Annotated in this window: 21 protein-coding genes; 8 read left to right on the top strand and 13 right to left on the bottom strand. The window is 48.2% G+C overall.

Annotated features, from left to right (window positions below; genetic code table 11):
• Positions 1–46: 46 nt before the first annotated feature.
• Positions 47–1,381, bottom strand: a complete 1,335-nt coding sequence (locus tag KF839_RS09240; RefSeq protein ID WP_292917549.1) for an HDOD domain-containing protein — start codon at positions 1,379–1,381, stop codon at positions 47–49.
• Between the two features lie 657 nt (positions 1,382–2,038).
• Between KF839_RS09240 and KF839_RS09245 the strand changes: the two genes are divergently transcribed.
• A complete protein-coding gene (locus KF839_RS09245) occupies positions 2,039–4,480 on the top strand; it encodes a Lon protease family protein (RefSeq protein WP_292917550.1) in 2,442 nt (813 codons plus the stop codon).
• Between the two features lie 63 nt (positions 4,481–4,543).
• The gene (locus KF839_RS09250; RefSeq protein WP_292917551.1) at positions 4,544–5,698 is read left to right on the top strand and encodes a cation diffusion facilitator family transporter; all 1,155 of its coding nucleotides are present in this window, start codon (positions 4,544–4,546) and stop codon (positions 5,696–5,698) included.
• 84 nt (positions 5,699–5,782) lie between these two features.
• Here KF839_RS09250 and KF839_RS09255 read toward each other — a convergent pair whose 3' ends face one another.
• Together KF839_RS09255 and KF839_RS09260 are read right to left on the bottom strand one after the other, a co-directional pair.
• Positions 5,783–8,641, bottom strand: coding sequence for an EAL domain-containing protein (locus KF839_RS09255; protein WP_292917552.1), 2,859 nt, complete (start codon positions 8,639–8,641; stop codon positions 5,783–5,785).
• A 9-nt stretch (positions 8,642–8,650) separates the two neighbouring features.
• Positions 8,651–9,193: a type II secretion system protein gene (locus tag KF839_RS09260; protein ID WP_292917553.1), complete on the bottom strand. Its 543-nt coding sequence runs from the start codon at positions 9,191–9,193 to the stop codon at positions 8,651–8,653.
• Positions 9,194–9,673: 480 nt separating this feature from the next.
• Between KF839_RS09260 and KF839_RS09265 the strand changes: the two genes are divergently transcribed.
• Entirely contained in the window at positions 9,674–10,219 is a 546-nt protein-coding gene (locus KF839_RS09265; RefSeq protein ID WP_292917554.1) for a C-type lectin domain-containing protein, read from the top strand.
• A gap of 134 nt (positions 10,220–10,353) precedes the next feature.
• On the opposite strand, the gene KF839_RS09270 is transcribed toward KF839_RS09265, so the two are convergent.
• Together KF839_RS09270 and KF839_RS09275 are read right to left on the bottom strand one after the other, a co-directional pair.
• The gene (locus KF839_RS09270) at positions 10,354–11,325 is read right to left on the bottom strand and encodes a cupredoxin domain-containing protein (protein ID WP_292917555.1); all 972 of its coding nucleotides are present in this window, start codon (positions 11,323–11,325) and stop codon (positions 10,354–10,356) included.
• Complete coding sequence (locus KF839_RS09275) at positions 11,325–13,031, bottom strand: multicopper oxidase domain-containing protein (protein WP_292917556.1); 1,707 nt, start codon at positions 13,029–13,031, stop codon at positions 11,325–11,327. The genes KF839_RS09270 and KF839_RS09275 overlap by 1 nt, the downstream gene beginning before the upstream one ends.
• 287 nt (positions 13,032–13,318) lie before the next feature.
• Between KF839_RS09275 and KF839_RS09280 the strand changes: the two genes are divergently transcribed.
• The gene (locus KF839_RS09280) at positions 13,319–14,527 is read left to right on the top strand and encodes an efflux RND transporter periplasmic adaptor subunit (RefSeq protein ID WP_292917557.1); all 1,209 of its coding nucleotides are present in this window, start codon (positions 13,319–13,321) and stop codon (positions 14,525–14,527) included.
• Positions 14,528–14,635: 108 nt separating this feature from the next.
• Here the strand turns inward: KF839_RS09280 and KF839_RS09285 are convergent, their stop codons facing one another.
• The 4 genes from KF839_RS09285 to KF839_RS09300 all read right to left on the bottom strand — a co-directional run bounded on the left by KF839_RS09285 (position 14,636) and on the right by KF839_RS09300 (position 18,572).
• Entirely contained in the window at positions 14,636–14,794 is a 159-nt protein-coding gene (locus KF839_RS09285; RefSeq protein ID WP_292917558.1) for a hypothetical protein, read from the bottom strand.
• A 455-nt stretch (positions 14,795–15,249) separates the two neighbouring features.
• Entirely contained in the window at positions 15,250–16,551 is a 1,302-nt protein-coding gene (locus KF839_RS09290; protein ID WP_292917559.1) for a cryptochrome/photolyase family protein, read from the bottom strand.
• A gap of 17 nt (positions 16,552–16,568) precedes the next feature.
• Entirely contained in the window at positions 16,569–17,477 is a 909-nt protein-coding gene (locus KF839_RS09295; protein ID WP_292917560.1) for a TIGR01777 family oxidoreductase, read from the bottom strand.
• Positions 17,478–17,567: 90 nt separating this feature from the next.
• Positions 17,568–18,572: a ribonuclease T2 family protein gene (locus KF839_RS09300; protein WP_292917561.1), complete on the bottom strand. Its 1,005-nt coding sequence runs from the start codon at positions 18,570–18,572 to the stop codon at positions 17,568–17,570.
• Here KF839_RS09300 and KF839_RS09305 point away from each other — a divergent pair.
• Both KF839_RS09305 and KF839_RS09310 read left to right on the top strand, forming a co-directional pair.
• Positions 18,571–18,762 carry a hypothetical protein gene (locus KF839_RS09305; protein WP_292917562.1) on the top strand — a complete coding sequence of 64 codons (192 nt, stop codon included), beginning with the start codon at positions 18,571–18,573 and terminating at the stop codon, positions 18,760–18,762. The two genes, KF839_RS09300 and KF839_RS09305, sit on opposite strands and share 2 nt — an antisense overlap.
• 35 nt (positions 18,763–18,797) lie before the next feature.
• The gene (locus KF839_RS09310; RefSeq protein WP_323802059.1) at positions 18,798–19,550 is read left to right on the top strand and encodes an adenosylcobinamide-GDP ribazoletransferase; all 753 of its coding nucleotides are present in this window, start codon (positions 18,798–18,800) and stop codon (positions 19,548–19,550) included.
• Between the two features lie 30 nt (positions 19,551–19,580).
• On the opposite strand, the gene zapE is transcribed toward KF839_RS09310, so the two are convergent.
• The 3 genes from zapE to KF839_RS09325 are packed head-to-tail and all read right to left on the bottom strand — an operon-like array spanning position 19,581 to position 22,945.
• Positions 19,581–20,786: a cell division protein ZapE gene (gene zapE / locus KF839_RS09315; RefSeq protein WP_292917564.1), complete on the bottom strand. Its 1,206-nt coding sequence runs from the start codon at positions 20,784–20,786 to the stop codon at positions 19,581–19,583.
• Positions 20,787–20,798: 12 nt separating this feature from the next.
• Positions 20,799–22,175: an AmpG family muropeptide MFS transporter gene (locus KF839_RS09320; RefSeq protein WP_292917565.1), complete on the bottom strand. Its 1,377-nt coding sequence runs from the start codon at positions 22,173–22,175 to the stop codon at positions 20,799–20,801.
• Positions 22,172–22,945 carry an exodeoxyribonuclease III gene (locus KF839_RS09325; protein ID WP_292917566.1) on the bottom strand — a complete coding sequence of 258 codons (774 nt, stop codon included), beginning with the start codon at positions 22,943–22,945 and terminating at the stop codon, positions 22,172–22,174. Before KF839_RS09325 ends, KF839_RS09320 begins: the two co-directional genes overlap by 4 nt.
• Positions 22,946–22,976: 31 nt before the next feature.
• Between KF839_RS09325 and pyrE the strand changes: the two genes are divergently transcribed.
• Both pyrE and KF839_RS09335 read left to right on the top strand, forming a co-directional pair.
• Positions 22,977–23,621, top strand: coding sequence for an orotate phosphoribosyltransferase (pyrE, locus tag KF839_RS09330; RefSeq protein ID WP_292917567.1), 645 nt, complete (start codon positions 22,977–22,979; stop codon positions 23,619–23,621).
• A gap of 158 nt (positions 23,622–23,779) precedes the next feature.
• A complete protein-coding gene (locus KF839_RS09335; RefSeq protein WP_292917568.1) occupies positions 23,780–24,007 on the top strand; it encodes an addiction module protein in 228 nt (75 codons plus the stop codon).
• Between the two features lie 378 nt (positions 24,008–24,385).
• On the opposite strand, the gene KF839_RS09340 is transcribed toward KF839_RS09335, so the two are convergent.
• On the bottom strand, positions 24,386–24,721 hold a 336-nt coding region (locus KF839_RS09340), incomplete at its 5' end, for a hypothetical protein (RefSeq protein ID WP_292917569.1).

Here is a 24,721-nt window from a genome sequence, read left to right on the forward strand (position 1 = left end):
CCATGGTGTTTCGGTCGTTTCGTGGAATCGGTAATGGTGGCCGGGTTTAGTCAAAACTCAAGCCGGTTTCTTCCATGAATGCAATCAGTTCTTTCAGGACTTTCTGAATGTGAGTCGCATCCAGTCCGATGGATTTGGCGATGCGTTCAACTGCCGCGTCATCTTTGTTTACGTTGAAGATGCCGTACCCGGCACGTTTTGCCAGCAAGTTTCCTAAAGCGACCGCCAGTAACTCACGGGTAACCGTATCCGCTTGCTCGATGGCTTCGTGAAATTGCGCGACAACCACGATTTCAGCAGGCAATTTCCAGATTTCAAGGAGCTTACGGCCAAAAAGTCCATGGTGTTTTTCCAGGAAATCATCCAGTGCTTTCTTCGAAGCAGGCGGTTCGATTGCATTCCGGATTTGCAATTCCGAAATGACCTGTATCAGAAACAGTTTGCCGATATCGTGCATCAGGCCCATGAAGAACACTTCTCTCGGTTTCGAGAACTTTGCCAGCCCCGCAATCAAGTATGACGCATGCGCGCAGGCGACACCGTGCTTCCATAGATTTTTGAGGGTTTCCTGGTATTTCGGATTTCGCGCCATATACAAAGCACGGTTCGCGATAATGTCTACGAATTCTTTTGAAGTGTTGAGACCCAGAATATTGATTGCTTGTTCGATGGTGCTACTCTGGCGAAGTCCGCCATAACGCGGTGAATTGGCAACACTGATTAGTTTGGCGCTGATGACCATGTCTTTTTTCAGAAGTGTTGCGATTTCATCCATGCCGGCATTTTTTCGTACCAGTTCTTCTAATTCATAGCTAATGCTCGGGAAACAAGGTAAATTTATTTCTCCGTTATTCAATCGCTTGGCGATTTCCTGCAGCATGGATGCACGTTGCTGCTGGCTGTTCGACTGTGCCTTGGCAGTTACTGGCGATGTTGGCGTGGAGGCTTCTTTTTCTTTCAATTGTCCTTCCAGAATTGCAACCCGCGCTTTAAGCGCCATGATGGTATGTTTCAATTCTTGCTGGTCATTATAGGAAAAAATCATTTCCCGTACGGCCATTTCCAGTACGGAATAAAGCTTTTCGGTTTTGACGCAGTAATTGAAGGCGCCGATGCGACGTGCTTCGATGGCGCATTGAGGATCATCCGGCGGGGAGATAAGGAGTACCGGAATATAGTGGTGACTGCATATCTCCATTAGAAAATCGAGTCCCTGTGCTTGGGTGAAATTAACATCGAGAACAATCGCGTCAATTTTTTCGAGACTCAAGGGGTTGTTATCCCATGATGACATTAAATGCAACATACAGCTATTGCGCAACACTTCCTGAATGGCTTCGAGCTCATTACGTTGACTATTACAAATCAGAACACGATTCATCGACATTCCTCAAACTTATTTTTATTAGATCGGATACTTTCTTTGAGTAGCAGTAAGAACTCTCAAATTTAAAGAAAGCTCCGAGAAGTTGGCGCGTTCGATCATATTGCGTTGGAATCAGGCTTCAAGACGCACTCACTGTTTTCGTAAACTACGTTTTCAGCTTTTCTTAATTATCGTTCGCTACTTTTCCTAGAGCTTTTTTATGTTTTATTACCATGGCTTATTCGGACAGATTGTAAAAAACTTTACGTAAGAATTTACATGTTTTCCGATATTTATAGAACTCGATAGATCTGTATTGGGGAACCGAGGGCGATGGAAATGCTAGATAATTTGGTACTCACGATGAGAAAAGACTCAGCGTTTTCCTAATAAAATGTGGGATAAATCGGTATCGCCGGGATGAACGGGGGCAGACTTAAGGTTAAGCTACCAACGCTGCTGAGATTGTGACTTTATACTTTCTCAATTTTTTATTGCATATTTTTTATGTATCTAAGAATCAAGAAGATCTTTCCTAATTTTTTCTCTTCGCTCATTACGATTGTTTAGATCCGATAGACGCCCGGAATTTTCGCAGTGACGTAATCATCCGTAAGTCGGTACAATAGCGACAAGCGGCGAAATATCATCGTCTTATTGTGATTAATGAACATGTCGACTCTATCCCTAGATCCCTCTCAGTTACGTATTGCCATCGACCCGGCTTCTTTTGGATTTCGGGATACGTCGGTACTGCTGCAGCATCCATTATCCTGGATCGGACAGGAACGCGCGGAACGGGCGGCACGTTTTGGATTAAACATGATGCAACCGGACTATCATTTGTTCGTGCTTGGAGAAGAAGGATCAGGGCGATCCTCTTTACTGCATCAAATGATGCAAACGACAGCATTAAATCTACCCGTGCCGCCGGATTTATGCTATCTGCATAACTTCATTGCGCCTGAAAAGCCACTGGCTTTGAGGTTACCTGCGGGTCAAGGCCGTGTGTTGCGACAATCGCTGCTGCAATTGACCAAGTCATTGCAGACAGAAATTACCCAATGCCTTGGCGGGCAGGATTTCAAGCTTAAAAGTGAACGCGCCGAAAAGAAATTTAAGCTGGAAACAAACCAAGCGTACAACAAGTTGGATAAATTTGCCGAATCGCTACACTTTGCGATTCATCGTGAAGATGAGCAAATTGTTTTTACTTTATTGGACGAAAAAGGCGAGATTCTGACGGCGGAAAATATGTTGAAGCTGCCTAAGGCACGCCGGACCGCGCTCGAACAATCCGAACAAGCGTTGCGGGATGCGATTCTGCTGTATTTTGAAGACTTCAAACGCATTGAAAAAGAGCAGGATCAAGCGTTGAATGCGTTACGGCAGCGTATTGTGCAACCGATTGTTAATCAGGCATTAAAGCAAGTACAAAACGACTTGCAAAAACAGTTCGAGCAGCAAGACCGGCTGCGAAGTTATTTTGAGCAAATGGAGTCGGATATTCTTGCCAACTTAGCACTGTTTGAGTCGGATAATAGCGATGAAGAGCGGTGGCAAACGGAATTAAGTCAATTTTTTTCGCACTATCAAATCAACTTGGTGGTGGATAATGCGGACGCGTGCGGTGCGCCGGTCCTTATTGAGGATAATCCGTCCACTTATGCTTTGTTTGGCAGCATCGACTATCAATTTGAGAATGGTAAGCTGAAGACCGATTTCATGCGCATCCGGGCGGGTAATTTATTGAAAGCGCATGGCGGCTTTTTGATGTTGCATCTCAATGACCTATTGACCGATGGCCAGCTATGGGTCAAGTTGCGGCGATTTTTGCGCAGTAAACGATTGCAAATCGAAGAACCGGGATCGGCCTGGGCTTCCAATGCTCCACCATCGCTCGAACCTGAAGCGGTGGGGGTGAACGTAAAAATCGTCCTGATCGGATCACGTGATCAATACTACGATTTACAAGAAGCTGATCCGGAATTCATGCGCCGTTTCCGTGTAAAAGTGGATTTTTCCGGGAGTTTTATTGCCAGCCCGGAAACTTATCAGGCATCGGCGGTTTTTGTCTCTCATGTATGCGATGATGCGAAATTACCGCATTTTTCCGCCGCAGCGGTTGCGTGCTTGCTTGAAGAATCGCATCGGGAAGTCGAAGATCAAAAACGCCAAAGTGCGATTTTTGCCCGATCTGAAATGCTGATTTTGGAAAGTGCAGTGAGATGCAATGTCCGTCGTGGTCATTTGGTGGAAGTGATGGATATCGCAGCGGCATTGCAAGCGCGTTTGCAACGGCATAATTATCCGGATTTGCGTTTGCAGGAAGCCATTTTGGAAGGTGAAATCACGATTGCGTTAACAGGATCGGAAATTGGGCAGTTGAATGCATTGACGCAAATTGATTTGGGCGATCATAGTTTTGGTACACCGGTGCGAGTAACCGCGCGTACCTTTGCCGGAGAAGATGGTGTGCTCAATATCGCCCGCGAAGTCGATATGTCCGGTCCGATTCATGACAAAGGCATGCTGATCCTGCAAAACTATCTGACCGGTTTATTTGCGCATATGGCGCCGCTGGCGCTCAGTGCCTCGATCGTGTTTGAGCAGGAATATACCAGTATTGAAGGCGATTCGGCTTCGTGCGCGGAGCTTTATGCATTATTGTCGTCGCTGGCGGAGGTGCCGCTGAAACAAGGTATTGCGGTTACAGGGGCATTGAATCAATACGGTGAAGTGCTGCCGGTAGGCGGCATCAACGACAAAATCGAAGGTTTTTTCAAACTGTGCGAAAAAACAGGTCTGACCGGTGAACAAGGTGTGTTGATTCCCGCCCAAAACCGTCAACACTTGATGCTGGATCGCGCCGTGATCGAAGCTGTGACACAGGGTTTATTTGCGATTCACACAATGACGCATGTGGTGCAAGGATTGGAATTGCTGACAGGTTTACCGGCAGGAAATATGGAAACAGCACGTACGCATGGCTATTCGTCAGATACGGTATTGGGGGATGCGCAGAAAACATTGTTGACTTTCCGCCGTGCTTGCCAGTTAACGCAGCATCCTAAAACCGAGCACCGGCGGTTGCCATCACGATTGGATAAATAGAACTAACCTGTATCAGATAAAGAAGCTCAAAAATTTTTCGCACCAATCAGCGAGATCGCCGATATGAAAACTTCCGTGGAAACGATTAGTCAGCAACGCTATCGCGATGTCCGTAAAGTCACGCTGATCGGCTCGTTACTCGATTTTGTGTTGGGGGTTGCGAAAATTCTGGTTGGTTGGCTGGCCAACTCACAAGCATTGATCGCTGACGGCATTCACTCGTTTTCCGATCTATTGACCGATTTTATGGTGCTATATGCCGCCAAGTATTCCCATCAAGCCGCCGATGAGACACATCCGTATGGTCACGGACGAATTGAAACAGTGGCAACCGTCAGTCTTGGGTTGGTATTGATCGGAATCGGCACTGGTATTGCCTACGACGCCGTGCAACGGCTCAATGAGTCGGATGTGCTGCTGGAATTCAGCAATCTTGCGATACTGGTTGCAATCCTGTCGATCATTTCCAAAGAATGGATTTATCGTTACACGATTGCAGCCGCACGCCGGTTGCGCTCCGAAATGTTGATGGCGAATGCTTGGCACAGCCGCTCCGATGCATTTTCATCGATCGTGGTATTGATCGGTATTGCCGGTGTCATGCTGGGACACGCGTATCTCGATGCGGTGGCGGCGATCATTGTGGCGGCGATGATCGCTAAAATTGGTTTGGGTCTGGTGCATTCCAGCACGCAGGAATTAATCGACGCAGCCTTGGATCCGGATAAAGTTTCCGCTATCCGCGAGCATATCTATGCAATTAACGGCGTACGTTCGATTCATACGCTCAGAACCCGGAAAAGCGCCGGTAATGCGTTTGTCGACGTACATATTCAGGTCGATCCCCGCTTAAGCGTATCGGAAGGCCATCAAATCGGCGATGCGGTGCGGCAACGCTTGCTCGGACAAGTCGATGAAATCTTCGATGTGATCATTCATATCGATCCGGAAAATGACGAAACCAGTTCACCAAATAGCGATTTGCCACCGCGTGAGCAGATTATTCAAGAACTCAAACAGCACTGGCCGCAATTACCGGCAGCGGCTGTTGAAGCGGTCACATTGCATTATTTAGCCGGACGGATTGATGTGGTCATCGATCTGCCGATCAGCATCTTGCAAACTATTGATCAGGCAGAGGGACTGGTGCGGGAGCTGAAACAGGCGGTTGCGAGTCTGCCCGGCATTGGTGGCGTGCAGGTGCGGTTTAAGGTTTGAAGATCATCAGAAATTCTTCAGGGTTATTTGCAATCTGCTGACAACCGGGTGTTACAACGATAGCAACAAGTGAGTAACTGCAATTCACTCAAAATTGCATGCAATATTTGTTGTTGAATTGATTACAGTATCTTTTTCTATTCGATCGGTGACATATTTAGCCAAATCTTCAGCCGGTAATGGTTTGCTGAAGAAGTAGCCTTGAATTAGCTCACAGTCGTGTTTTTTCAGAAAGTCTAATTGTGTCTGTGTTTCAACACCCTCGGCGACTATTTTTTTGCTCAGTGCGTGCGCCATAGCGGCAATGGTGGCGGCAATAGTACCGCCGCTTTCGTCGTTCTGAATTTTGCGCACAAAAGATATATCGATCTTTAATGTGTCGAAAGGCAGTTGTTCTAAGTAAGACATGGAAGAATAACCCGTTCCAAAATCATCGATTGATAGTTGTACACCGAGTTGTTTCAGTTGATGCAATACTTTTAAAACTGCCTCGGTATCGTCCATCAATACACTTTCGGTGATTTCCAATTCAAGGCAATGTGCTGGCATGGCATTTTCTTTTAGAGCTGTTTCAACGGATTGCAGAAAATTGGGATGGCAAAATTGTTTGACGGATACATTGACAGCGACATACTCAAGCGAGATTCCTTGGTTGAGCCATTGACGGTATTGCGAACAGGCTTCCGCTAATATAATTTGACCGATTTCTGCGATCAATCCGGTATCCTCGGCGATATGAATGAAATATCCGGGGGCGATCAGACCATTGGTTGGATGATTCCAGCGCACCAAAGCCTCAACACCGCGAGGAAGGTTTGTTCTGGGGTCGATTTGCGGCTGATAATGTAGTACGAATTGCTTTTCGGAAATTGCGCGGCGGAGTTCTCTTTCAATGGTTGCGCGCTTGAGGACTTCATCATTCATGCTTTCTTCAAAGAAAATATGCTGGCTGCCCCCCTTTGCTTTGGCGCGATACATGGCGATATCCGAATTACGCATCAATTCCTCGATATTCTTGCCATCTTGAGGATAGATAGCGATACCGATACTTGCCGCGATAATATTTTCTTCACCTCTAATAAAGAACGGTTCTGCCAATGCATTGATGATGTGTTTTGCAATGAATGTGGCTTGATGCTCTGAGGTAAGCTGATTGATGAGAATGGCAAATTCATCACCGCCGAGGCGGGCTACCGTATCGCTTTCCCGTAGACATTGTTGTAGCCGCTTGCCTGCATCGCACAACAATTGATCGCCAATCGAATGTCCAAAACTGTCGTTGACTTTCTTGAAACGATCCAAATCAAGATAAAGTATTGCTAACTTTCCTTCAGCGCGTTGTGCTTGTGCAATTTCTTTTTGTAGCTGTTCAATAAAGAGGAAGCGATTGGGTAGGCCAGTCAGAGCATCGATTCGTGCTTGCCGAACGAGTAATTCTTCGCGGTTCTTGGTGAAAAGCGCTACAGCAATACGATCAGCATAATCCTGGATATATTTGATAGTGTCAATTTGCCAATTTCCATCAATCCGGGGTTGCAATGCGATAAAACCAACCATTTGATCTTTCCAATTCAATGGAAGAATGTAAACATTCTGCGATATCTTTGTTGTTTTCTCTATCCCGAATTGTTGCCCCATAATTCCGTAATCAATCCAGACGCCCTTGGAATGATGGATTAACAATTGGCGAGCCGTGTCTTGCAATATCCCGGTTTGGACCAAAAGTTGTTTTTGTTTTTCATCGATTCGATAAATACGCATCTGTTGCGATTCGTTGTCGTTGATGACCGCAATACTTGCTGAGCGGATGTCGGTTGAATGTTGTAAATGTTTGAGCACATCTTCGGCAATTTTTTCGATATTCAGAGTGGATAGGATTTCACGATCGATCTCAGATAATGCGGCGAGTATTTCAAACTGATTTCCCAGTTTCTCGCTCATGATATTAAAAGACGATGCCAATTCACCAAATTCATCGGAGCTTGCTATGGTCACTTTGGTGGTGAAATCATGACCACCGAGACGACGGGTTCCATCGATCAGTTGTTCCAGCGGCACAAGTACTCGCCGGATTTGAATCATGCTAAACAGCAAAATTAAAAGTATCGAAAGAATAACGCTGCTCCAGAAAATCATATTGAATTTATTAAGAGAATTCAGCGCTTCTGTTTCCGGTTGAGAAGCTACAATCAGCCAGCGCGGCGTATGAAATTTTGCCTGAAGGAATATTTCATGATAGTTGGCGAGATAATTTTTGTCGTTTTCTTGCCAGATAAATTCTCCTTTGGTACCCCGAGTGTGCGCATTAATATTTTCTGAGCTTGGGTAAGGTTGTGAATGTGTGCAGAATATTTTGGTGTTACTTTCACTGTAGACGCACAGGTTGGTATCAAATACAAAAGTATCGATATCTCCCCATAAGTAATCCGGAACAATTTCTGCGATGAGCAGAGCGGTATCGCGAGTGGACGGTTGTTGCGCCAGCACCATGAAAATTCTGGCTTTCCCGTTTTGTTGTTGCGTCAATAATAGCGGCTTGCCACTCGATAAATGTTGCATTGCCGAGGCGCTTAATGACTCGATTCCGATATCTTTATTTTCGTAGGGTGTTACTGCGGGGCTGCTGGGTGATTGTAAGGCAAGGTGATGGAACCGATTTCTAAGCCGTACCTCAAGTTCTGTGGATAGCGGATCTTGGGAGATGTGCTGCGAGATTTCTTTTAATTCTTGATTGAGTAGTAGCAATCTGTCGTAGATGGAAGTTTTGTAGATGTTGCTGGTGGCATCCAGGCGGGTATGCGCTTGGGTAACCAACAGTTTGTTTGATTCCCAGTAAGCTAAGAAAGCTAAAAACAAAACAGGCAGAAAAGCAGCCAGCATGAAGAAAAGCAACATTCGGCGAGCGACTTTGCTGCGAAGAAATTTTTTTTCTAGCTTAATCATCTTATTGACCTAATACTTGGACGCTAACCCGATATATCGCCCGTTATTGGCTCTGACAATATCATCGCGGCTTGCTTTTGCCGTAAGTGGTGAAACGCTGTTTCCATCTTTACCCATGCTGTACAAATCGAAATCCGAGTTAATCGGAACCAAGTTGTGATCTTTACGTGCTTTACCCGTTATTCCTTTTATATTGGGATCGGATAAATTTAGGTATTGATAGGGATTTCCCCATGGATCCAAAAGATTTTGCGCACCAATTTCATTAAGAGAAGGCGGGAATTTGCCATTGCTGCTCTGATAACTTTCCAAAAGCTGTTCTATGTGCTTGATATCGACTATTGCCTGAATAGCTTTGACTTTATCGATATAGTCGCTGTAAGTGGGTACCGCAATAGCGGCAAGTACACCGATAATCGCTATGGTCACCAGTAATTCAACGAGCGTGAATGCGCGTTGCGAAAAGAGAATCTCTTGACGCTTGGTTTGAGAACAGTTGTCGAAAAAATGTTCAACTGAAAATTTTAAGTATCGGATGCTGGAATGCTTCATTTAGAACCTGCAGGGACTTTATCGCTAGTAGGATCTAATTACGGCTGGATGTAGGAAATCCTGAAGGTTTTTCGTGATGCGCGCATGGTTTGTTGAAAACGGTGACGATTGAGTGGTCGTAAGTCAAGGGCCGGTAATTGTCAGGTAGCATTAAGGAAAATGGATTTAATAGTTTGATTGATCTGCACGATTTTTATACATATTCGTCTTTCAATCTGCAAAATAAAATATCGAAGTAGGACAAATTTAGTACTTTATCAGGACAAATGAAAATTCGAACTGATTGGTTAGAAGATAAACTTAGGACGATATGGAAAAAGGCTTTTTCCATAGGTAAGTAAGTTATGAATAACGATCAGGCAAAGGGTTTTTCATATGCTATCGGGCGGCCGAATTGATTCGCCGAATTCGAAGTCTATGCAAGATTGATGGATGCGATATCCGTCTGGTCAATCATGTTTTGAAAAAATGGGAGTTAAAATGAAACTAAAAACAATATTTTTATCGCTGGGATTACTTTCCGCAACCGGTGCCGTGGCGGCGCCGGTGCAATGGGTTGGAAATGGTCACTGGTATGAATTTGTATCAACTCCGCTCAGCTTCGGCGATGCGGTGGCGGATGCAGCGACGCATACCTACCTCGGTTTGGGAGGGCATCTGGTTACTGTTACTTCGGCTGACGAGAATGCCTTTGTACACGGACTCACAGGTGGTGCTGCTGCCTGGTTGGGTGCCAGCGATGCGGTAGTGGAGGGTGAATGGCGCTGGGTGAGCGGGCCGGAAGCGGGCCAGCTGCTGACATATACCAACTGGGGACCAGGAGAACCTAACAATGCTGGGAACGAGGATTTTGCAGTTTACAACAATCCATGGGGCGGCGGACTTTGGAACGACCGTCCAGATGCAGGAATTGCCTATATTGTCGAATATAGCGCACCGGTTCCGGAACCTGAGACATATGCTATGTTGCTGGTGGGTTTGGGGATAATCGGTTTTGCCGGTCGCCGGTTAAGAAAAAACAGTTAATTTTTCTAACTGAAAAAAGCCCCGCTGCTTTTGGCAGCGGGGCTTTTTATTGTCAATGTGAATCAACAGAGCAAAGAGGCCGGTTGTAATACTACACAACCGGCCAGTTATCACATCAATCTGGGTTTATTGTCTTACGATTTATTTTCCTTGTTACGGCGCAATGGAATTTTACGGATCAAAGGAATACAGAATAATCCAAGCAGTAGACCAATCAGCATCATGCCATACGTTTGTAGATTATCGTTCGTGAATTGCGTAATTTGTCTGACCATTTTGCTTTGTTCGGCCTTGTCCGAGAGTGTCGGCAAATTTTCCGCTTCGTAAGTATCGTTGATATTGTAGGGTGTTAATCCTGGAATGCCGGGTATATCCGTGCCGCCATTTCCAACGACCAATTGTGCTTTCATGCCTTTTTCCATGTGATGGGAAATGTCGCAGTGAACAAGGTAGGTATCATCGCCGCCGGGAACAATAATCGTGCCGGATACTGTTTTGGGACCGGTGACTTCCAGGTGAAACATACCGTATTTGTACAGATACTTAGGTAGGCCGTGCATCATGAATTGATGGCGGATATTGTCTTCATTCATGAAATGAAACGTGACTTTGGCGCACGGCTTGACACGCCACTCTTGCTGATCGAAAGCGAAGGCTGTTCCGGGGAATTTTGCGGAATATTTTCTGCCGGCGCGGACGGTAATTTCCACTTCTTCGGAAATGCTGCGGCAACTGCTCGGTAATGTATCCAGATTTTGCCCCATGATCATGGTGCCTTCATGATCCATGATGTGATCATGATCCATGTGGTGATGGTGATGCATGTCGCCGTGATCCATCGCATGGGTATCGTGCGTGGAATGATCAACGTCATGGTCATGCTCATGGTCGCTGTGATCCATTTGGGAGTGATCAATTGCGGCACCGCTGTCCTGACTCATGTCGTGACCGCTATGATCATGCGCGTCATGACTCATATCATGTCCACTATGATCGTGCTGAGCATGATCCTGTTCGCTTGATTCGGTTTGTTGCTGAGCCAATACGCTTGTACTTAAAGTGAAAATACCGGCGATTAAGAAAGTAAGTGTTGTGGTCTTAGTCATTATTGATTACTCCCTTTGGGGCTTTTTAGACGTGAGATCGTTGCAACAGCACCTTGTTTGATTTGTTCCCGCTTGGCGAAAATCAAGTAGATCAGAAGTCCTGCCAGCAGACCGATGAATGCATAGATCAGTGAGGTTTGCGCCGCAGGCGTCAATCCTTCACGTTCACCCGGTGAGCCAAGGCTTGACCATTCGTCAAGATCCTGCCAGATCGGGTATCTTCCTTCGTAATATTCCTTGGTGAAATATGCACTTAAGTCAATGCCAAAATGACTGACTTTGGGCATACCGCTGCCATTCAAGAAAGATTTATACACGATAGAACTCATGCTGCCGCCCTCGGCCATACCGTTGGTAGTAATTCCTTTTTCACGATGATCGTGAATCAACCAATCGCCTTCGCCATAACTATGTTTGCCGTCATCAATGGTTTCCAGCTTCAAGTCAAGTCGTTGCGCCGGTGCGATGTCAAACACGTCGCGCATGATTTGCGCCACCGGATTATGCTCGACACCATCGTAATGTGTGATCGTGGCATGATGGCCATGTGTATGGACGGCGATTAACTCGCCGCCGCTGTTCAACATGCGTAGCTTAATCTTTTGATCCTGTTCTACGATGATCAGCGATTCCCTGAGCGTGTACGGGAACGATAAGCCATTCAGCGTATAGTAATCTTCAGTGGAGTCGGTAGCGTCGTAACGCTGATTCATGTCGCGGGCGATCAATCTGGGGTCGTTGTATTTTTTAATGATATCGCCAAGCTCTTTATCCATGGCGTGATAGTGCAGATCATATTCCTGATCGTATTGCTCTTTAACAGCAACGGATGGGTGACGGACTTGGCCAGCACCAATATTCAGGGTTTGCAGCCAATTATTCGGTCGGTTTTCTTCGATGACGATCATGCCGCCCAATCCCATGGCAAGATGGGTATGCGTTTGCACGTGGCAGTGATAGAACATGGTACCTGGCTGACGCGCTTGGAATTGATAAACACGGCGCTCACCGGGCATCAATTCCCTTTCGCTGGTTTGCGGTACGCCGTCTTGACCGCCATGTTCCCCATGCATGAATGGATGATCGACACCGTGCAGGTGGATACTATGCGGGAAATAGTGAGTGTTTTCCAGTACGATTTGTACAATATCGCCTACTTCAACGCGGATGACAGGGGAAGGAAGCCGTAACAGCGGGTTAGCTCTGACGCTCTCGAAATTCTCGGTTGACATGCCACTGGTTTTGGGTGCAAATACCCATGCACCGGGTTGTATCCCGGGCGCAATGTCAAATGTTGGCACCAATCCTGGGAAATCGGGCGATTTGCCGTTTAATTCCATGATTTCCAGTTTGATGATAATCCGGTCCGGATCGCCATCGCCATCCAGATCGTCGGTTTTGATGATGGCATCCGGCGACAAGCCGGTCTTCATCAGGGTGTCCATCGAAATGTTATTGGTACCTTTGACCGCAGCTGCAATCCACGCAGGGTTATCAGGACTGCAACCGGGTGACGCGGCGATTTTCACACCCTCAATTTCCTGCGCTTCACGCCAAGCTGGTGAAATGATCGGATCGCATGGTTCCTCGATGGTTAATGCCGCTCGATCAACTTTTACGGTTTTGGGCAACTTCAGGGATGCTTGCGCGGTAATTGCTGTCGACATGAAGAAAGTCAATAGGGCAATAAATATATGGTTAAGCATATCAACGCACCTTTAGAAATAATCTAATTACAATAAAATAATTAACAAATGGGTTGTGAGATTCTTTAACGAGTTACCAGTTCCAATAGCCGGGATTTATTGCTAAGGACAATTTTGAAGGGATAAGCTTTGTTCAGTATCGTATTCGCAAGCGGGCAAAACTACGAAGAATTCTTTTCTTCACATGTGCAACACTTCATCATCCATCATGCTATCGTCATGGGTTATTATACAGAACCCTATTATGCTTTTGTGGTTTTCCATTGGTGAATTGATATTAAATTTTAATGTCCGAAGAAAATTTTCAGGTGAAGAATCATCATCTTTATATTACTGGAGCTCATTGGGAATGTTTGCATGCAGTCCGGTCAATTCCGAGTAAATACGCAACTTCTCTTGGTTGCAGCTTGCTCATATTATTATTGTCCGCTTGTGGAACAAACGACTCAAATCAGCCATCGGTACGCCAAGATTCTGCGATACCGGTAACCTATATCAGTGCGCAACCGGTTAATATTCCGGTGAGCCTCGAAACAATCGCACAAGCAGAAGGCGCGAAAGAGATAGAGATCCGTCCGCGGGTAAATGGGATTATCCTCAAGCGCCTGTATGCAGAAGGGGCTGCGGTGGAAGCCGGTCAATCACTCTATCTGATTGATCCGGAGCCTTTCCGGAACGCTTTGGCTGAGGCCAGAGCGGAATTGCGTGAACAAGATGTGCAAGTCATGCGTGCGCGAAGTGAGGAACTGCGTCAACGGCAACTATTGGCGCAGAACTTCGTCAGCCAGCGGGCTTATGATTTGGCAGCGGCGGATTTGGCGTTAGCGGTGGCTGGCTTGCAAGCGGCGAAAGCTCGTGCCCAGCAAGCGGAGCTTAATTTATCGTATACCACTGTCACGGCGCCCATTCAGGGCGTTACGGGCCGATCGCTTTTCTCTGAAGGTGCATTGGTGTCGGCTAATAGCAGCGTGTTGACTACACTGGCGCAATTGTCGCCAATCTGGGTGCGATTCAGTTTCTCGGATAATGAATTGACGAAATTCGGCGGGCATTTGCATAGCAACAATGTCCGGAAAGTGGTCATGATTTTACCGGATGGTTCCGAGTATCAGCAGGAGGGAACCATTAATTTTGCCGCCAGTAAAATCGATCCGCTGCTGGGTACGCAACAATTGCGCGCTACTTTCGATAATACCGATCAACGGATTCTGCCGGGGCAATTTGCTCGTGTCCGTGTGATTGCAGGGGAATCCAGAGCAGTTTTTGTGGTGCCGCAAATTGCAGTATTGACTTCCGATCTTGGGCGGTATGTTTATGTAATTGATGAAGCGAATGCGGTTATGCAGCGACCGGTAACCGTAGGGGATTGGATCGGCAAAGATTGGATCATTATGGATGGATTGAAATCCGGAGATCGCATTGTAGTTGATAATCTCATCAAATTGGCGCCTGGAAAAAATGTGATTCCGCAGTTACGGGAGAGCGCATCTTCATAACTTATGTTCATGCGCGTGTGGAAGGTTATCAACCAAAATGCCATTATGGTTTGATATAAAAACGGCCCCTGATAATAAACAGGAGCCGTTTGGAAATTAATCAGTCTATTATTTCTGACCGGAAGGAGCGCCTAATCTGTCGCCTGATTCATCTTTATACAGGCTAGGCGGATATTGACCCGGTTTACCTTCGCCAGGTTCTTTGCCGCATGCGGTCAATGTAAATGTAAAAGTTAAGAGAACAGCAGCTAAAAGTATGTATTTCATGAGAATCTCCTTTGTTATTAAAATAAAAATGTTTATCAACAAATTTAATGTCACGTTGAAACTTCATCAGCTACAAGCCATATCTCCTAAAATCTTCTTCTGTAACCCTGAATGAGTCTTTTTCTAGTAAAAAGATATTGTCATAGAAAATCATCTGCTTATGCAACCTGTTGATCTCCTAAATTAGAGAGACATGGTTTCAAATCGAATAAGAAAACGACTTATTCATATTAAGCATAACATTAAAAAAAAAAGGATGGAATTGTTAATGCATCGGATAACCGTATATTCCTCGTAGAAAATGGGGTGAAATTCGTGGAATTTTGCGAAGTTGCCGGAGATTTTGTTCACTAAACACCTAATTAGTGATTTATCCTTGGTACTTTGATAAGTGATTGAGTGGACCAAAATTTCATTTACTACATGCTTCGGGTTACAAAAACTATCGCTTTCTCCTAACCGATTGCTTCCCGGTAAGCGTCAAAGCAGCGTGCGCGTGCGGTAGCGTGGTCCACCATCGGTGCGGGGTAGGTGAAAGTATGCCAGTCGTGCACCCAGGTTTGGATGTATTCGAAATGTTGATCGAATTTCTCGATTTGCGTGGTCGGATTGAAAATTCTGAAGTAAGGGGCCGCGTCGGCACCGCAGCCTGCAACCCACTGCCAGTTCCCGATGTTGCTTGCCATGTCATAGTCCAGTAATTGCCGAGCGAAATAAGCCTCACCCCAGCGCCAGTCGATCAGCAAGTGCTTGCACAGAAAGCTGGCGGTGACCATACGGATGCGGTTGTGCATCGAACCGGTGGCATTGAGCTGGCGCATACCGGCGTCGACCAACGGGTAACCGGTGGTACCCTCGCACCAGCGTTGGAATTCCGCTGCATCGTTGCGCCATCGGATGCGATCGTATTGCGGTTTGAAGCTTTTATATGCTGTTTGCGGAAAATGCCAGAGAATCTGACTGAAGAATTCCCGCCAGATCAGTTCATTGCAAAAGCTATCACTGATATTGAGCGTCTGCTGCACAATTTGGCGGATGCTGACGGTACCGAAGCGCAAATGCGGCGCCAACTGAGACGTGCCTTGCCGTGCCGGAAAGTCCCTGTCCGCGGCATAGCGTTGCAGTTTGCCGATATTGAGCTGATAAGGTGGAACCGAAATTGCAGAACGGATGAAGCCGATATCGGCCAGCGTTACATTGGGGAGTGACGGACGTTTGACGAACCCGGATAATCGCTCGATGCTCGGATTCATCGCTAATGCAACGTCATTCAGCAACGACCGCCATTTGCGCATATATGGGGTATACACGCTATAAGGATTGCCATCTTCCTTGACGACCTCGTTCTTTTCAAACACCACCTGGTCTTTATAACTATAAAACGCCACCGATTGCGTACTGAGCCATTGCCGCACGGCATCGTCGCGTTCACGTGCATAAGGTTCGTAATCATGGTTGGTGTAAACCGCAGTAACCGGGTATAGATGCAAGATGCGTTCGAGAACCTCCAGTGGCTTGCCATAATAGATCGCAAGCGAACGGTCATACTTGTGCTCGAGTTGCGCGCGCAACGCTTGCAGGGTATCGAAAATAAACGTGACGCGTGCGTCGTCTTGGGGTAATCCGGTCAGGATATTGGTATCAAAAATGAACACCGGTAACACGGCATGTCCGGATGCCAGCGCCTGCGCTAAGCCGGCGTTATCGTGCAACCTTAAATCGCGCCGGAACCAAAAGACAACGAGCGGTATGGTCATACGCTGCGAGAAAGTAATTAATGCTGCCGGTACAAATTGGCTAATGCCGTTGGTAAGTCATGGAATTTGAATTGAAAGCCAAATTCTTCCAATAACCGTTTTGGCGCAATGCGATAACTGTTCAATGCTAGCGCCGCCGCTTCGCCTAACGCCAATTTCAGAATAAACGTCGGTGTCGGGAAAAATGCCGGACGCTGCAACGCTTGACCTAATGCCGCGGTGAATTCCCGATAGCGTACCGGATTGGGCGCCACGGCATTGATCGGGCCTTGATAACGCGAATCCAGCGCGGCGGCAATGTAAATTGATACGATATCGTCGATGTGTATCCACGGTAGCCATTGCTGGCCGTTGCCGACCGGTCCCCCTAATCCCAGCTTGAATAGCGGCAGCAGCTTGCGCAGCATACCGCCATCGCCGAGTACCACACCGGTGCGGATGCTGGCCCGGCGAACGCCGTTGCTTTCGATTCTTGCCGCCTCTTGCTCCCAGTCATGGCAAATCGATTGCATGAAACCGAGCTGTTCCGGCACGGCATACGACTCATCGTAGCATTCGTCGCCGATACCGGGATAAATTCCGATTGCCGAACCGCAGACGAAAGTATGCAAGCTGTCCGGTGCGGCAGCAACCAGTTTGCGGGTGCTAAGGATACGCGAGGCGTAAATTTCATGCTTGCGTGCTTGGGTCCAACGGCCTTCGCCCAGATTTTCACCCATCAGATTGATGATAATCTGACAATCCTTTATTGCTTCAGAAGGGACATCCTGCGTGGCATAATCCCAACCGTACGCCGGTACGCCGAGTATTTCACCGGCTCTCCGGGCGTTGCGGCTGAGCACGGTGATGATATGATGCCCCTGCCGCAAGCGCCGCACCAACTGCCGGCCAATGAATCCCGTTGCGCCTGTGATCAGTATGTTCATATCTAATTTTCAGTTATAGGTTAAAGATTATTTCAGGATATACCCATTTGTCCGGGAATGCCGGTTCCCGTCGGCCGTATCAATAGGCTGCTATTGACCGATCGCATCCACGAGGAACGTGTTTCCGCATTGCGATTTATCTTGCGCCGGCGCATTCGTTAGCAATTTCTCCAGATCGATACCGGGCGCCAGATCGATACTAAGACTGATCTGAACTTCTACCAACATATTTTTATCGCAAATCAGCTTAATGCGATCTTTGGCAGCCGGCCCCAGTACCGCCGTGGCGCGGTTGATAAAGTCTTCGGTGCGGACCTGCTGGCCGATTCTGCGGTTCATGAAATACGCCATGCCGGCATCGTTAAACTGTCGCGCCAAATCGGCGGACAAATCAAAGAATTCTTCCATCGGCCATTTTGTCTGACACGTGCCATGTTTATGCCATTCGTGCCGCTCCAGACAAGAGCCGGCGGTTACGCTCGGCATCACTTCCGCTAATGAAATACGGGAATCGTCATCCAACTGAACAGCCGGGTAATCGCAGAATTCAGGTTTCTGGCTTTTAATGTCGCCGCAAAATCCATAATTCTTCTGACAGCCATCCTTGTTAGGCCACAAGCCGTGCAACGTGAAATGTCTGGCCTGATAAACTTTGGGGTCGGTAATTTTACATTCTTTCTTATCCGGTTTGGTTTCACAGAAGGCCGGTTGCCATGTCAACGCCAGCACATAACTATCGGCCTGACCGGCGGTATTGCAACTGCCGCCACCACCGCCACCACCACCACCACCGCTAAGCTCCGCTTCCCCGCAGCTTGCGCTGACCCAGCGTTCTTGCGGATTGGCCGTAGGAACAACCACGCGATACCAACTGGGATTATTTGCCGTCAGGACTTCGGTAATCGCATATTTGTTTCCGGTCAGAATTTTTGCATTATCCGGGTTGGTCGATTTATTTTTTGATACGAAAGCCGGGCAGGCTTGCTGTGCGGTGAATTCACCGGATGCTTTTTCCGCCCATGCAGGTTGAAAGAAGCTGAACGTTACAATGATCAATAAAACTTGAAAAACCGTGTTTTTTCTGAGAACTGTCATGATTTTCTCCTTTATTGCCAAGGATGGATTGAACGGCTGGAACAATGCCGGGTTATTATGCGGCATGCGCTACTTGCGGGCTATGGTTTTTATCACACGGTGGCAACGTCATGATATTGGATATCGTACGAATCGCATCGCGCCGACACTAGCCAAAGAAACCGCTTGCCGCTACACTCGGTTTCCATGACGACTCCGTCGAACTTTCCCCCCTCGAATCGCTCCTTGCTTAAGCAAGAATGGCGCAGCTTGTTGCTTGCCATCGGTTTTTTTACACGTATTCCGGTACCCGCGCTTCCTGATTTTCAGGAACAGGAGCTGAATTTGGCCGCCAAGTATTTTCCTTTGGTGGGCATTATTGTAGGCGCTTTTGCAGCCATTGTTTACATGCTTGCCGGCAAAGTGTTACCGCAAGATATTGCGGTATTGCTCAGCATGGTCGCTACTTTATGGCTCACCGGTGCTTTTCACGAAGATGGACTGACGGATGCGATCGATGGTCTTGGAGGCGGCTGGGAAAAGGAACACGTATTGCAAATCATGCAAGATTCCCGGATTGGCAGCTATGGCGCGGTGAGCATTGTTATGGCATTGTTGTTGAAATTTACCGCATTGACCCATTTCACGCCTGCGCTGATACCGGTCTTGTTGATCGCGGGCCATAGTTTGAGCCGTTTTTGTGCGGTGATGGTCATGGCAACGCAATGCTATGTGAAATATTCCGGAAAATCCAAACCTATTGCGACCCGCATATCGCCGGTTCATCTCGGTGTTGCCGCTTTATTCGGTTTATTGCCGCTGCTTTGGCTGCCGTCTTCCTGGTATTGGGGCATGGTGCCGGTGATGATTGTCTGGGTGTGGTTCAGCCTGATTCTGAATAAGCGCATCGGCGGCTACACTGGCGATTGTTTAGGCGCCATGCAACAGTTGACCGAAATTGCTTTCTATCTGGGTGTGTTGGCTTGCTTTGCGATTTAATAAAGTCTCTACAGATAGGGCAAATCTTACTCAAGCCCCCGTAGTTTTGCCGTGACCTCTGGTGAGATAAGCTTCCGATTGCATTTCCGTCAAGCGTGAAACAGTGCGTTCAAATTCAAAACCGATGTCGCCGCCGGCGTACAGTTCCGGCAATGGTACGGCAGCGGAGCAAAGGAATTTGACGCCGTGTTCATACAATGCATCGATCAGATGGATAAAACGCCGGGCTTCGTCGTTGTTATTTTCAGTGAACTGCGGAATTGCAACCATGATCACGGTGTGATAAGTGCGGGCGATAGCCAAATAATCGGCGGTGCCGAGCGGGTTGGCGCAGAGCCGTTTAAACGAGAAAACCGCGACGCCGCGCGCCGCCTTGGGTACGAATAATGACCGTCCCTGCACATTGAGTGTTTCACTCGGCACCTTATCGCGATCTTTAATTTGGCGGTCGGTTAAACGAAAGAAAATCGCCGATAATTGCGAACTGGTTTCTTCGTTGATCGGGAAATAATAGGTTTGCGCCCCCTGCAGACGATCGTAGCGATAATCGGTTGGGCCTTGCAGCGGAATGATTTCCAGCTTTTCCTTTACTTGCTCGATAAATGGCAGGAACCGCTGGCGGTTCAGGCCGTTTTTATAGAGCTCATCCGGTGGCCGGTTTGATGTCGCGACCACGATCACACCTTGTGTAAACAACTCTTTGAACAACCGCGTGAGCACCATGGCATCGGCGATGTCGGTTACCTGGAGTTCGTCGAAACAGAGCAATCGCGCTTCCTGGATGATTTTTCGGGCGATGAACGGCATCGGATCGTCATCATTGGCGCGCCCGCCTTGCTGTACTTTTTCGCGTGCGGAAAGCTCGTGCCAAGTTTTGAGCCGGTTGTGAACATCGAGCATGAATTCGTGAAAATGCACGCGCCGTTTGGATGCGATCGGCGCTGTGGCATAAAACAAATCCATCAGCATCGATTTGCCGCGCCCGACACCGCCGTAGAGATAAATGCCCTTCGGAACCGGTTTGTCGTGGTTCAGCCAGCCAAACAAAACGGTGGACCAGTTTGATTTGGAGCGTTCGCCGCGCGGGCTGTCAAGCGGTAAATCAAATAGTTCCAGGTGTAAGCGCTCAAGTGCATCGACCGCATTGGCTTGATCGGCGTCGGGTTTCAGCTCGGCGTTTTGTATCAACGCCTGGTATTCAATTTTTGGACTGGTTGTATGAGGAACATGAGACATGATGAGTTGCTGCTATGAATCAGTAGTGGAGAATTTCGCTTGCCCGGCGAGCCAGACCAGAATCAACACCGGCAAACCCAAAATGGCCGTGGCTATGAAAAAGTTTTCGTAACCGTAAGCATCGACAAATTGCCCGCTGAAACCCGCGATAAACTTAGGCAGCAGCAACATGACCGAACTGAATAACGCGTATTGGGTCGCCGAGTAGGCTGAGTTGGTCAAGCCCGACAGATAGGCAATGAATGCGCAGGATGCAATGCCGGCGGAAAGATTATCGGCGGAGATGGTGAAAATCAATCCGCTGACATCGTGGCCACGTCCTGCAAGCCAGACAAATAACAAATTGGTTGCGGCGGATAATACCGCACCGAGAAACAAGGTGCGCATGATGCCGATTTTTGCGGTGAGCACGCCGCCGATAGCGGCGCCGACGATGGTCATGATGACGCCGTAAACTTTGGAAATCGTGGCGACTTCGTCTTTGCTGTAGCCCATATCGACGTAAAACGGGTTACTCATGACGCCCATGACGACATCGGAAATACGGTAAATCGCGATCAAACCGAGGATCAGCAATGCTTTCCGGCCATGCCGTGTTAGAAAATCGCGGAACGGCGCGATCAGTGCGCCGTATAACCAAACCAGCAATGCTTTAACGCGAACGGGCATGACCCAATGTGCCAAGGCGCGTTGCGCGATTTGTTCATTTTCGGAAACAGTACGGCTGTAAGGCACATCCGGTTCGCGGATGATGAGTGTAGTCACAATACCGACCGCCATGCTCGCCGCCATGATTAGATAAGCGAAGCGCCACGGCGCATGATCGTACACATCGGCGCTGACATCGACCGCCGCCGCAATCCACAATACTCCGGCGGAAGCCAGAATCATCGCGACGCGATAACCGGCTTGATAAGTGGCCGCCATCGCGCCTTGCAGTTCCAATGCGACCGCTTCGATGCGATAGGCATCCAGCGCGATATCCTGCGTGGCTGATGCAAACGCTACGGCCAATGCGAAAAACACCAAATGCTGAAGATTCATAACCGGGTCGGTCATGGCCATCCCCACCAAGGCGCTAGCGATAACGATTTGCGATAGCAGCAGCCATGCTCGCCGCCGTCCCAAAAGACCAGTCAATAACGGTAGCGATAGCCGGTCGACCAATGGCGACCATAGCCATTTGACGCTGTACGCCAAACCGATCCAACTCAAATGACCGATGGTGGTGCGATCGATACCCGCTTCGCGCAGCCAGAACGACAACGTACCCATGATCAGCAGCAGCGGTAATCCGGCGGAAAAACCCAGCGATAGCATGCCAAGCACGCGCGGATGGGTATAAACCCGCAACGCCTGCAACCAACCGGAGGATGTCGAAGCGGTCATAGCGTATGGTCGTAATCAACAATCAGCGGCGCATGATCGGAGAAGCGCTCGTCTTTGAAGATCGAAACGCTCCGTGCGGTTTGTGCAATCGCCGGTGTGGCGATTTGGTAATCGATGCGCCACCCGACATTTTTCGCCCAAGCCTGTCCGCGATTCGACCACCAAGTGTATTGCTCGGGATCGCTGTTCAGGCGGCGGAACACATCGACAAAACCGATTTGATCGAACACATGCGTCAGCCAGGCGCGCTCTTCCGGCAGGAATCCCGAGTTTTTCTGATTCGAGCGCCAGTTTTTCAAGTCGATTTGCTGGTGCGCGATATTCCAGTCACCGCATAAAATAATTTGGCGTCCGCTGGCCATCAGGGTTTGCAACACCGGGAGGAAATGTTCCATGAAATAGAATTTTGCTGCTTGCCGGTGTTCGCCGCTCGAACCGGACGGCAGATAAATCGATACGATGCTCAAATCGCCGAAATCCGCTTGCAGAAATCGTCCTTCGGCATCGATGTCGGTGATGCCGATGCCTTCGACGACACGATCCGGTTGCTTGCGCGTATAAATACCGACACCGCTGTAGCCTTTCTGCCCGGCACAGTGGAAATAGCCGTGATAATCATCCGGCGCTTGCATCTCGGCGGAAAGATCGAGCAACTGCGCTTTCAATTCCTGCACGCATACGACATCCGCGGTTTGCTTGGCCAGCCAAGGGAGAAAACCTTTTTTCGCGGCGGCGCGAATGCCGTTTAAGTTCAGCGTTATAATTTGCATCTTCTTTTTATTATTGAGAGTGATCCTGGTTATGTCCGATTTCCGGCAAGCGTTTATTCAATTCGCCATCGAACGCAACGTGCTGTGCTTCGGTGAATTCAAAACCAAAGCAGGGCGCTTGTCGCCGTATTTTTTCAACGCCGGGTTATTCAATGATGGCGAATCCTTACACAAACTCGGGCAATTTTACGCCAAAGCGATCATGGATGCCGAGCTTCCGTTCGATACTTTGTTCGGTCCGGCTTACAAAGGCATCCCGCTGGTCAGCACCATTGCGATTGCGCTGGCCGAAATGGACAAAAACTATCCGTTTTGTTTCAACCGCAAGGAAGCCAAAGACCACGGCGAAGGCGGCGTGTTGGTCGGCGCGCCGATGCGAGGTCGCGTGTTGATCGTCGACGACGTGATTTCCGCCGGCACCTCGGTGCGCGAATCGGTCGAATTGATCAAAGCCGCGGGTGCAATACCCGGCGGTGTCGTGATCGCGCTTGATCGCATGGAACGCGGCACCGGTGAGCGCTCGGCGGTGCAGGAAGTGCAACAGATGCACGGCTTGACGGTCACGCCGATCATCGATCTGGATGATTTGGTCGCCTATTTGCACCATCACCCGGAACTGTCGCAACATTTGCATGCGGTGCAGCAGTATCGGGATCGGTATGGCGTGAATTATTAACCTTTATTCAGCCCACCACGAAAAGACGATTCACGAAAATTTTATGTAACAGAATGATCGTCACATCCGGTAACCGTTCAGGATTACGGTAAGCGTGAGCAGTTTGGATGTTATCATTGCGTGAATTTATGTGACCGATTTGCAGAAAGGTAATAACAATGAATTCAAAAAAAATGATCGAAGAAATTACTGCGCTTCCAGTAGAAGAGCGCGTGATGATCGTCGATTCTCTGCTTCGCAGTCTCAATCAACCTGAATCCGAAATTGATAAAAAATGGATAGCAACCGCTCGCCAGCGCTTGATGGAAATGCGTGCCGGATCTGTTGGTGCCGCGATACCGGGTAACGAAGTCTTTGATAGGATCTGGCAGCGTTTTCAAGAATAAATGACTGGTTTCACTCTGATGCGGAAAGCGAATTTAACCAAGCGATCGACTATTACGAGGAGATTGAAACCGGACTTGGTTATGATTTTGCCATCGAAGTATATGCAACGATTCAACGCTCGCTTATTTATCCGAACGCATGGCCTGTTTTGGAAGGTGATATCCGGCGTTGCCTGGTCAGGCGCTTCCCGTACGGTGTTTTGTATTCGCTTGAACCTAATGGATTGTTCATTCCGGCCATCATGAACTTGCATCGCGATCCGGATTATTGGAAGCATCGCAAATAAGTATCTGTTCAATCTTCCGTTCCGGTGCAGTGTCTCGCGGTTATCGCGCCTTACTTTTGCTGGGTCTTTGGCAGAGTGGATCAGTCAAGCTTCATCCATCATACAGCTTTATGCAGCGCCGCAAAGCGGTGTTCGATTTTTGTCGAAGATCGCCGGGTTTGATCCGAAATAACCGCAGAACATGCTGCCGCAGTCCCCACGAATCGGCAAAACGCACATGATTGATCCAGCCTTGCACGCTGGCGTCGAATTCCGCAAAAGATAGTTCATTGTCGCAGTAGGCTTGATAACGCTGCCGCAGACTGCGAGCCGCGTGCGTAACTTTGCGCGATTTCACTTGCACGGCCTGACGGTCACGCCGATCATCGATCTGGATGATTTGGTCGCCTATTTGCACCATCACCCGGAACTGTCGCAACATTTGCAT

Origin of the sequence: Nitrosomonas sp., from assembly GCF_019635155.1 — a bacterium.
Classification (GTDB): domain Bacteria; phylum Pseudomonadota; class Gammaproteobacteria; order Burkholderiales; family Nitrosomonadaceae; genus Nitrosomonas.

What these genes read in the sequence shown, in the direction of transcription:
- KF839_RS09240 (WP_292917549.1), bottom strand. Translation starts at nt 1,381, where the DNA reads ATGAATCGTGTTCTGATTTGTAATAGTCAACGTAATGAGCTCGAAGCC.
- KF839_RS09245 (WP_292917550.1), top strand. Translation starts at nt 2,039, where the DNA reads ATGTCGACTCTATCCCTAGATCCCTCTCAGTTACGTATTGCCATCGAC.
- KF839_RS09250 (WP_292917551.1), top strand. Translation starts at nt 4,544, where the DNA reads ATGAAAACTTCCGTGGAAACGATTAGTCAGCAACGCTATCGCGATGTC.
- KF839_RS09255 (WP_292917552.1), bottom strand. Translation starts at nt 8,641, where the DNA reads ATGATTAAGCTAGAAAAAAAATTTCTTCGCAGCAAAGTCGCTCGCCGA.
- KF839_RS09260 (WP_292917553.1), bottom strand. Translation starts at nt 9,193, where the DNA reads ATGAAGCATTCCAGCATCCGATACTTAAAATTTTCAGTTGAACATTTT.
- KF839_RS09265 (WP_292917554.1), top strand. Translation starts at nt 9,674, where the DNA reads ATGAAACTAAAAACAATATTTTTATCGCTGGGATTACTTTCCGCAACC.
- KF839_RS09270 (WP_292917555.1), bottom strand. Translation starts at nt 11,325, where the DNA reads ATGACTAAGACCACAACACTTACTTTCTTAATCGCCGGTATTTTCACT.
- KF839_RS09275 (WP_292917556.1), bottom strand. Translation starts at nt 13,031, where the DNA reads ATGCTTAACCATATATTTATTGCCCTATTGACTTTCTTCATGTCGACA.
- KF839_RS09280 (WP_292917557.1), top strand. Translation starts at nt 13,319, where the DNA reads ATGTCCGAAGAAAATTTTCAGGTGAAGAATCATCATCTTTATATTACT.
- KF839_RS09285 (WP_292917558.1), bottom strand. Translation starts at nt 14,794, where the DNA reads ATGAAATACATACTTTTAGCTGCTGTTCTCTTAACTTTTACATTTACA.
- KF839_RS09290 (WP_292917559.1), bottom strand. Translation starts at nt 16,551, where the DNA reads ATGACCATACCGCTCGTTGTCTTTTGGTTCCGGCGCGATTTAAGGTTG.
- KF839_RS09295 (WP_292917560.1), bottom strand. Translation starts at nt 17,477, where the DNA reads ATGAACATACTGATCACAGGCGCAACGGGATTCATTGGCCGGCAGTTG.
- KF839_RS09305 (WP_292917562.1), top strand. Translation starts at nt 18,571, where the DNA reads ATGATTTTCTCCTTTATTGCCAAGGATGGATTGAACGGCTGGAACAAT.
- KF839_RS09300 (WP_292917561.1), bottom strand. Translation starts at nt 18,572, where the DNA reads ATGACAGTTCTCAGAAAAAACACGGTTTTTCAAGTTTTATTGATCATT.
- zapE (WP_292917564.1), bottom strand. Translation starts at nt 20,786, where the DNA reads ATGTCTCATGTTCCTCATACAACCAGTCCAAAAATTGAATACCAGGCG.
- KF839_RS09320 (WP_292917565.1), bottom strand. Translation starts at nt 22,175, where the DNA reads ATGACCGCTTCGACATCCTCCGGTTGGTTGCAGGCGTTGCGGGTTTAT.
- KF839_RS09325 (WP_292917566.1), bottom strand. Translation starts at nt 22,945, where the DNA reads ATGCAAATTATAACGCTGAACTTAAACGGCATTCGCGCCGCCGCGAAA.
- pyrE (WP_292917567.1), top strand. Translation starts at nt 22,977, where the DNA reads ATGTCCGATTTCCGGCAAGCGTTTATTCAATTCGCCATCGAACGCAAC.
- KF839_RS09335 (WP_292917568.1), top strand. Translation starts at nt 23,780, where the DNA reads ATGAATTCAAAAAAAATGATCGAAGAAATTACTGCGCTTCCAGTAGAA.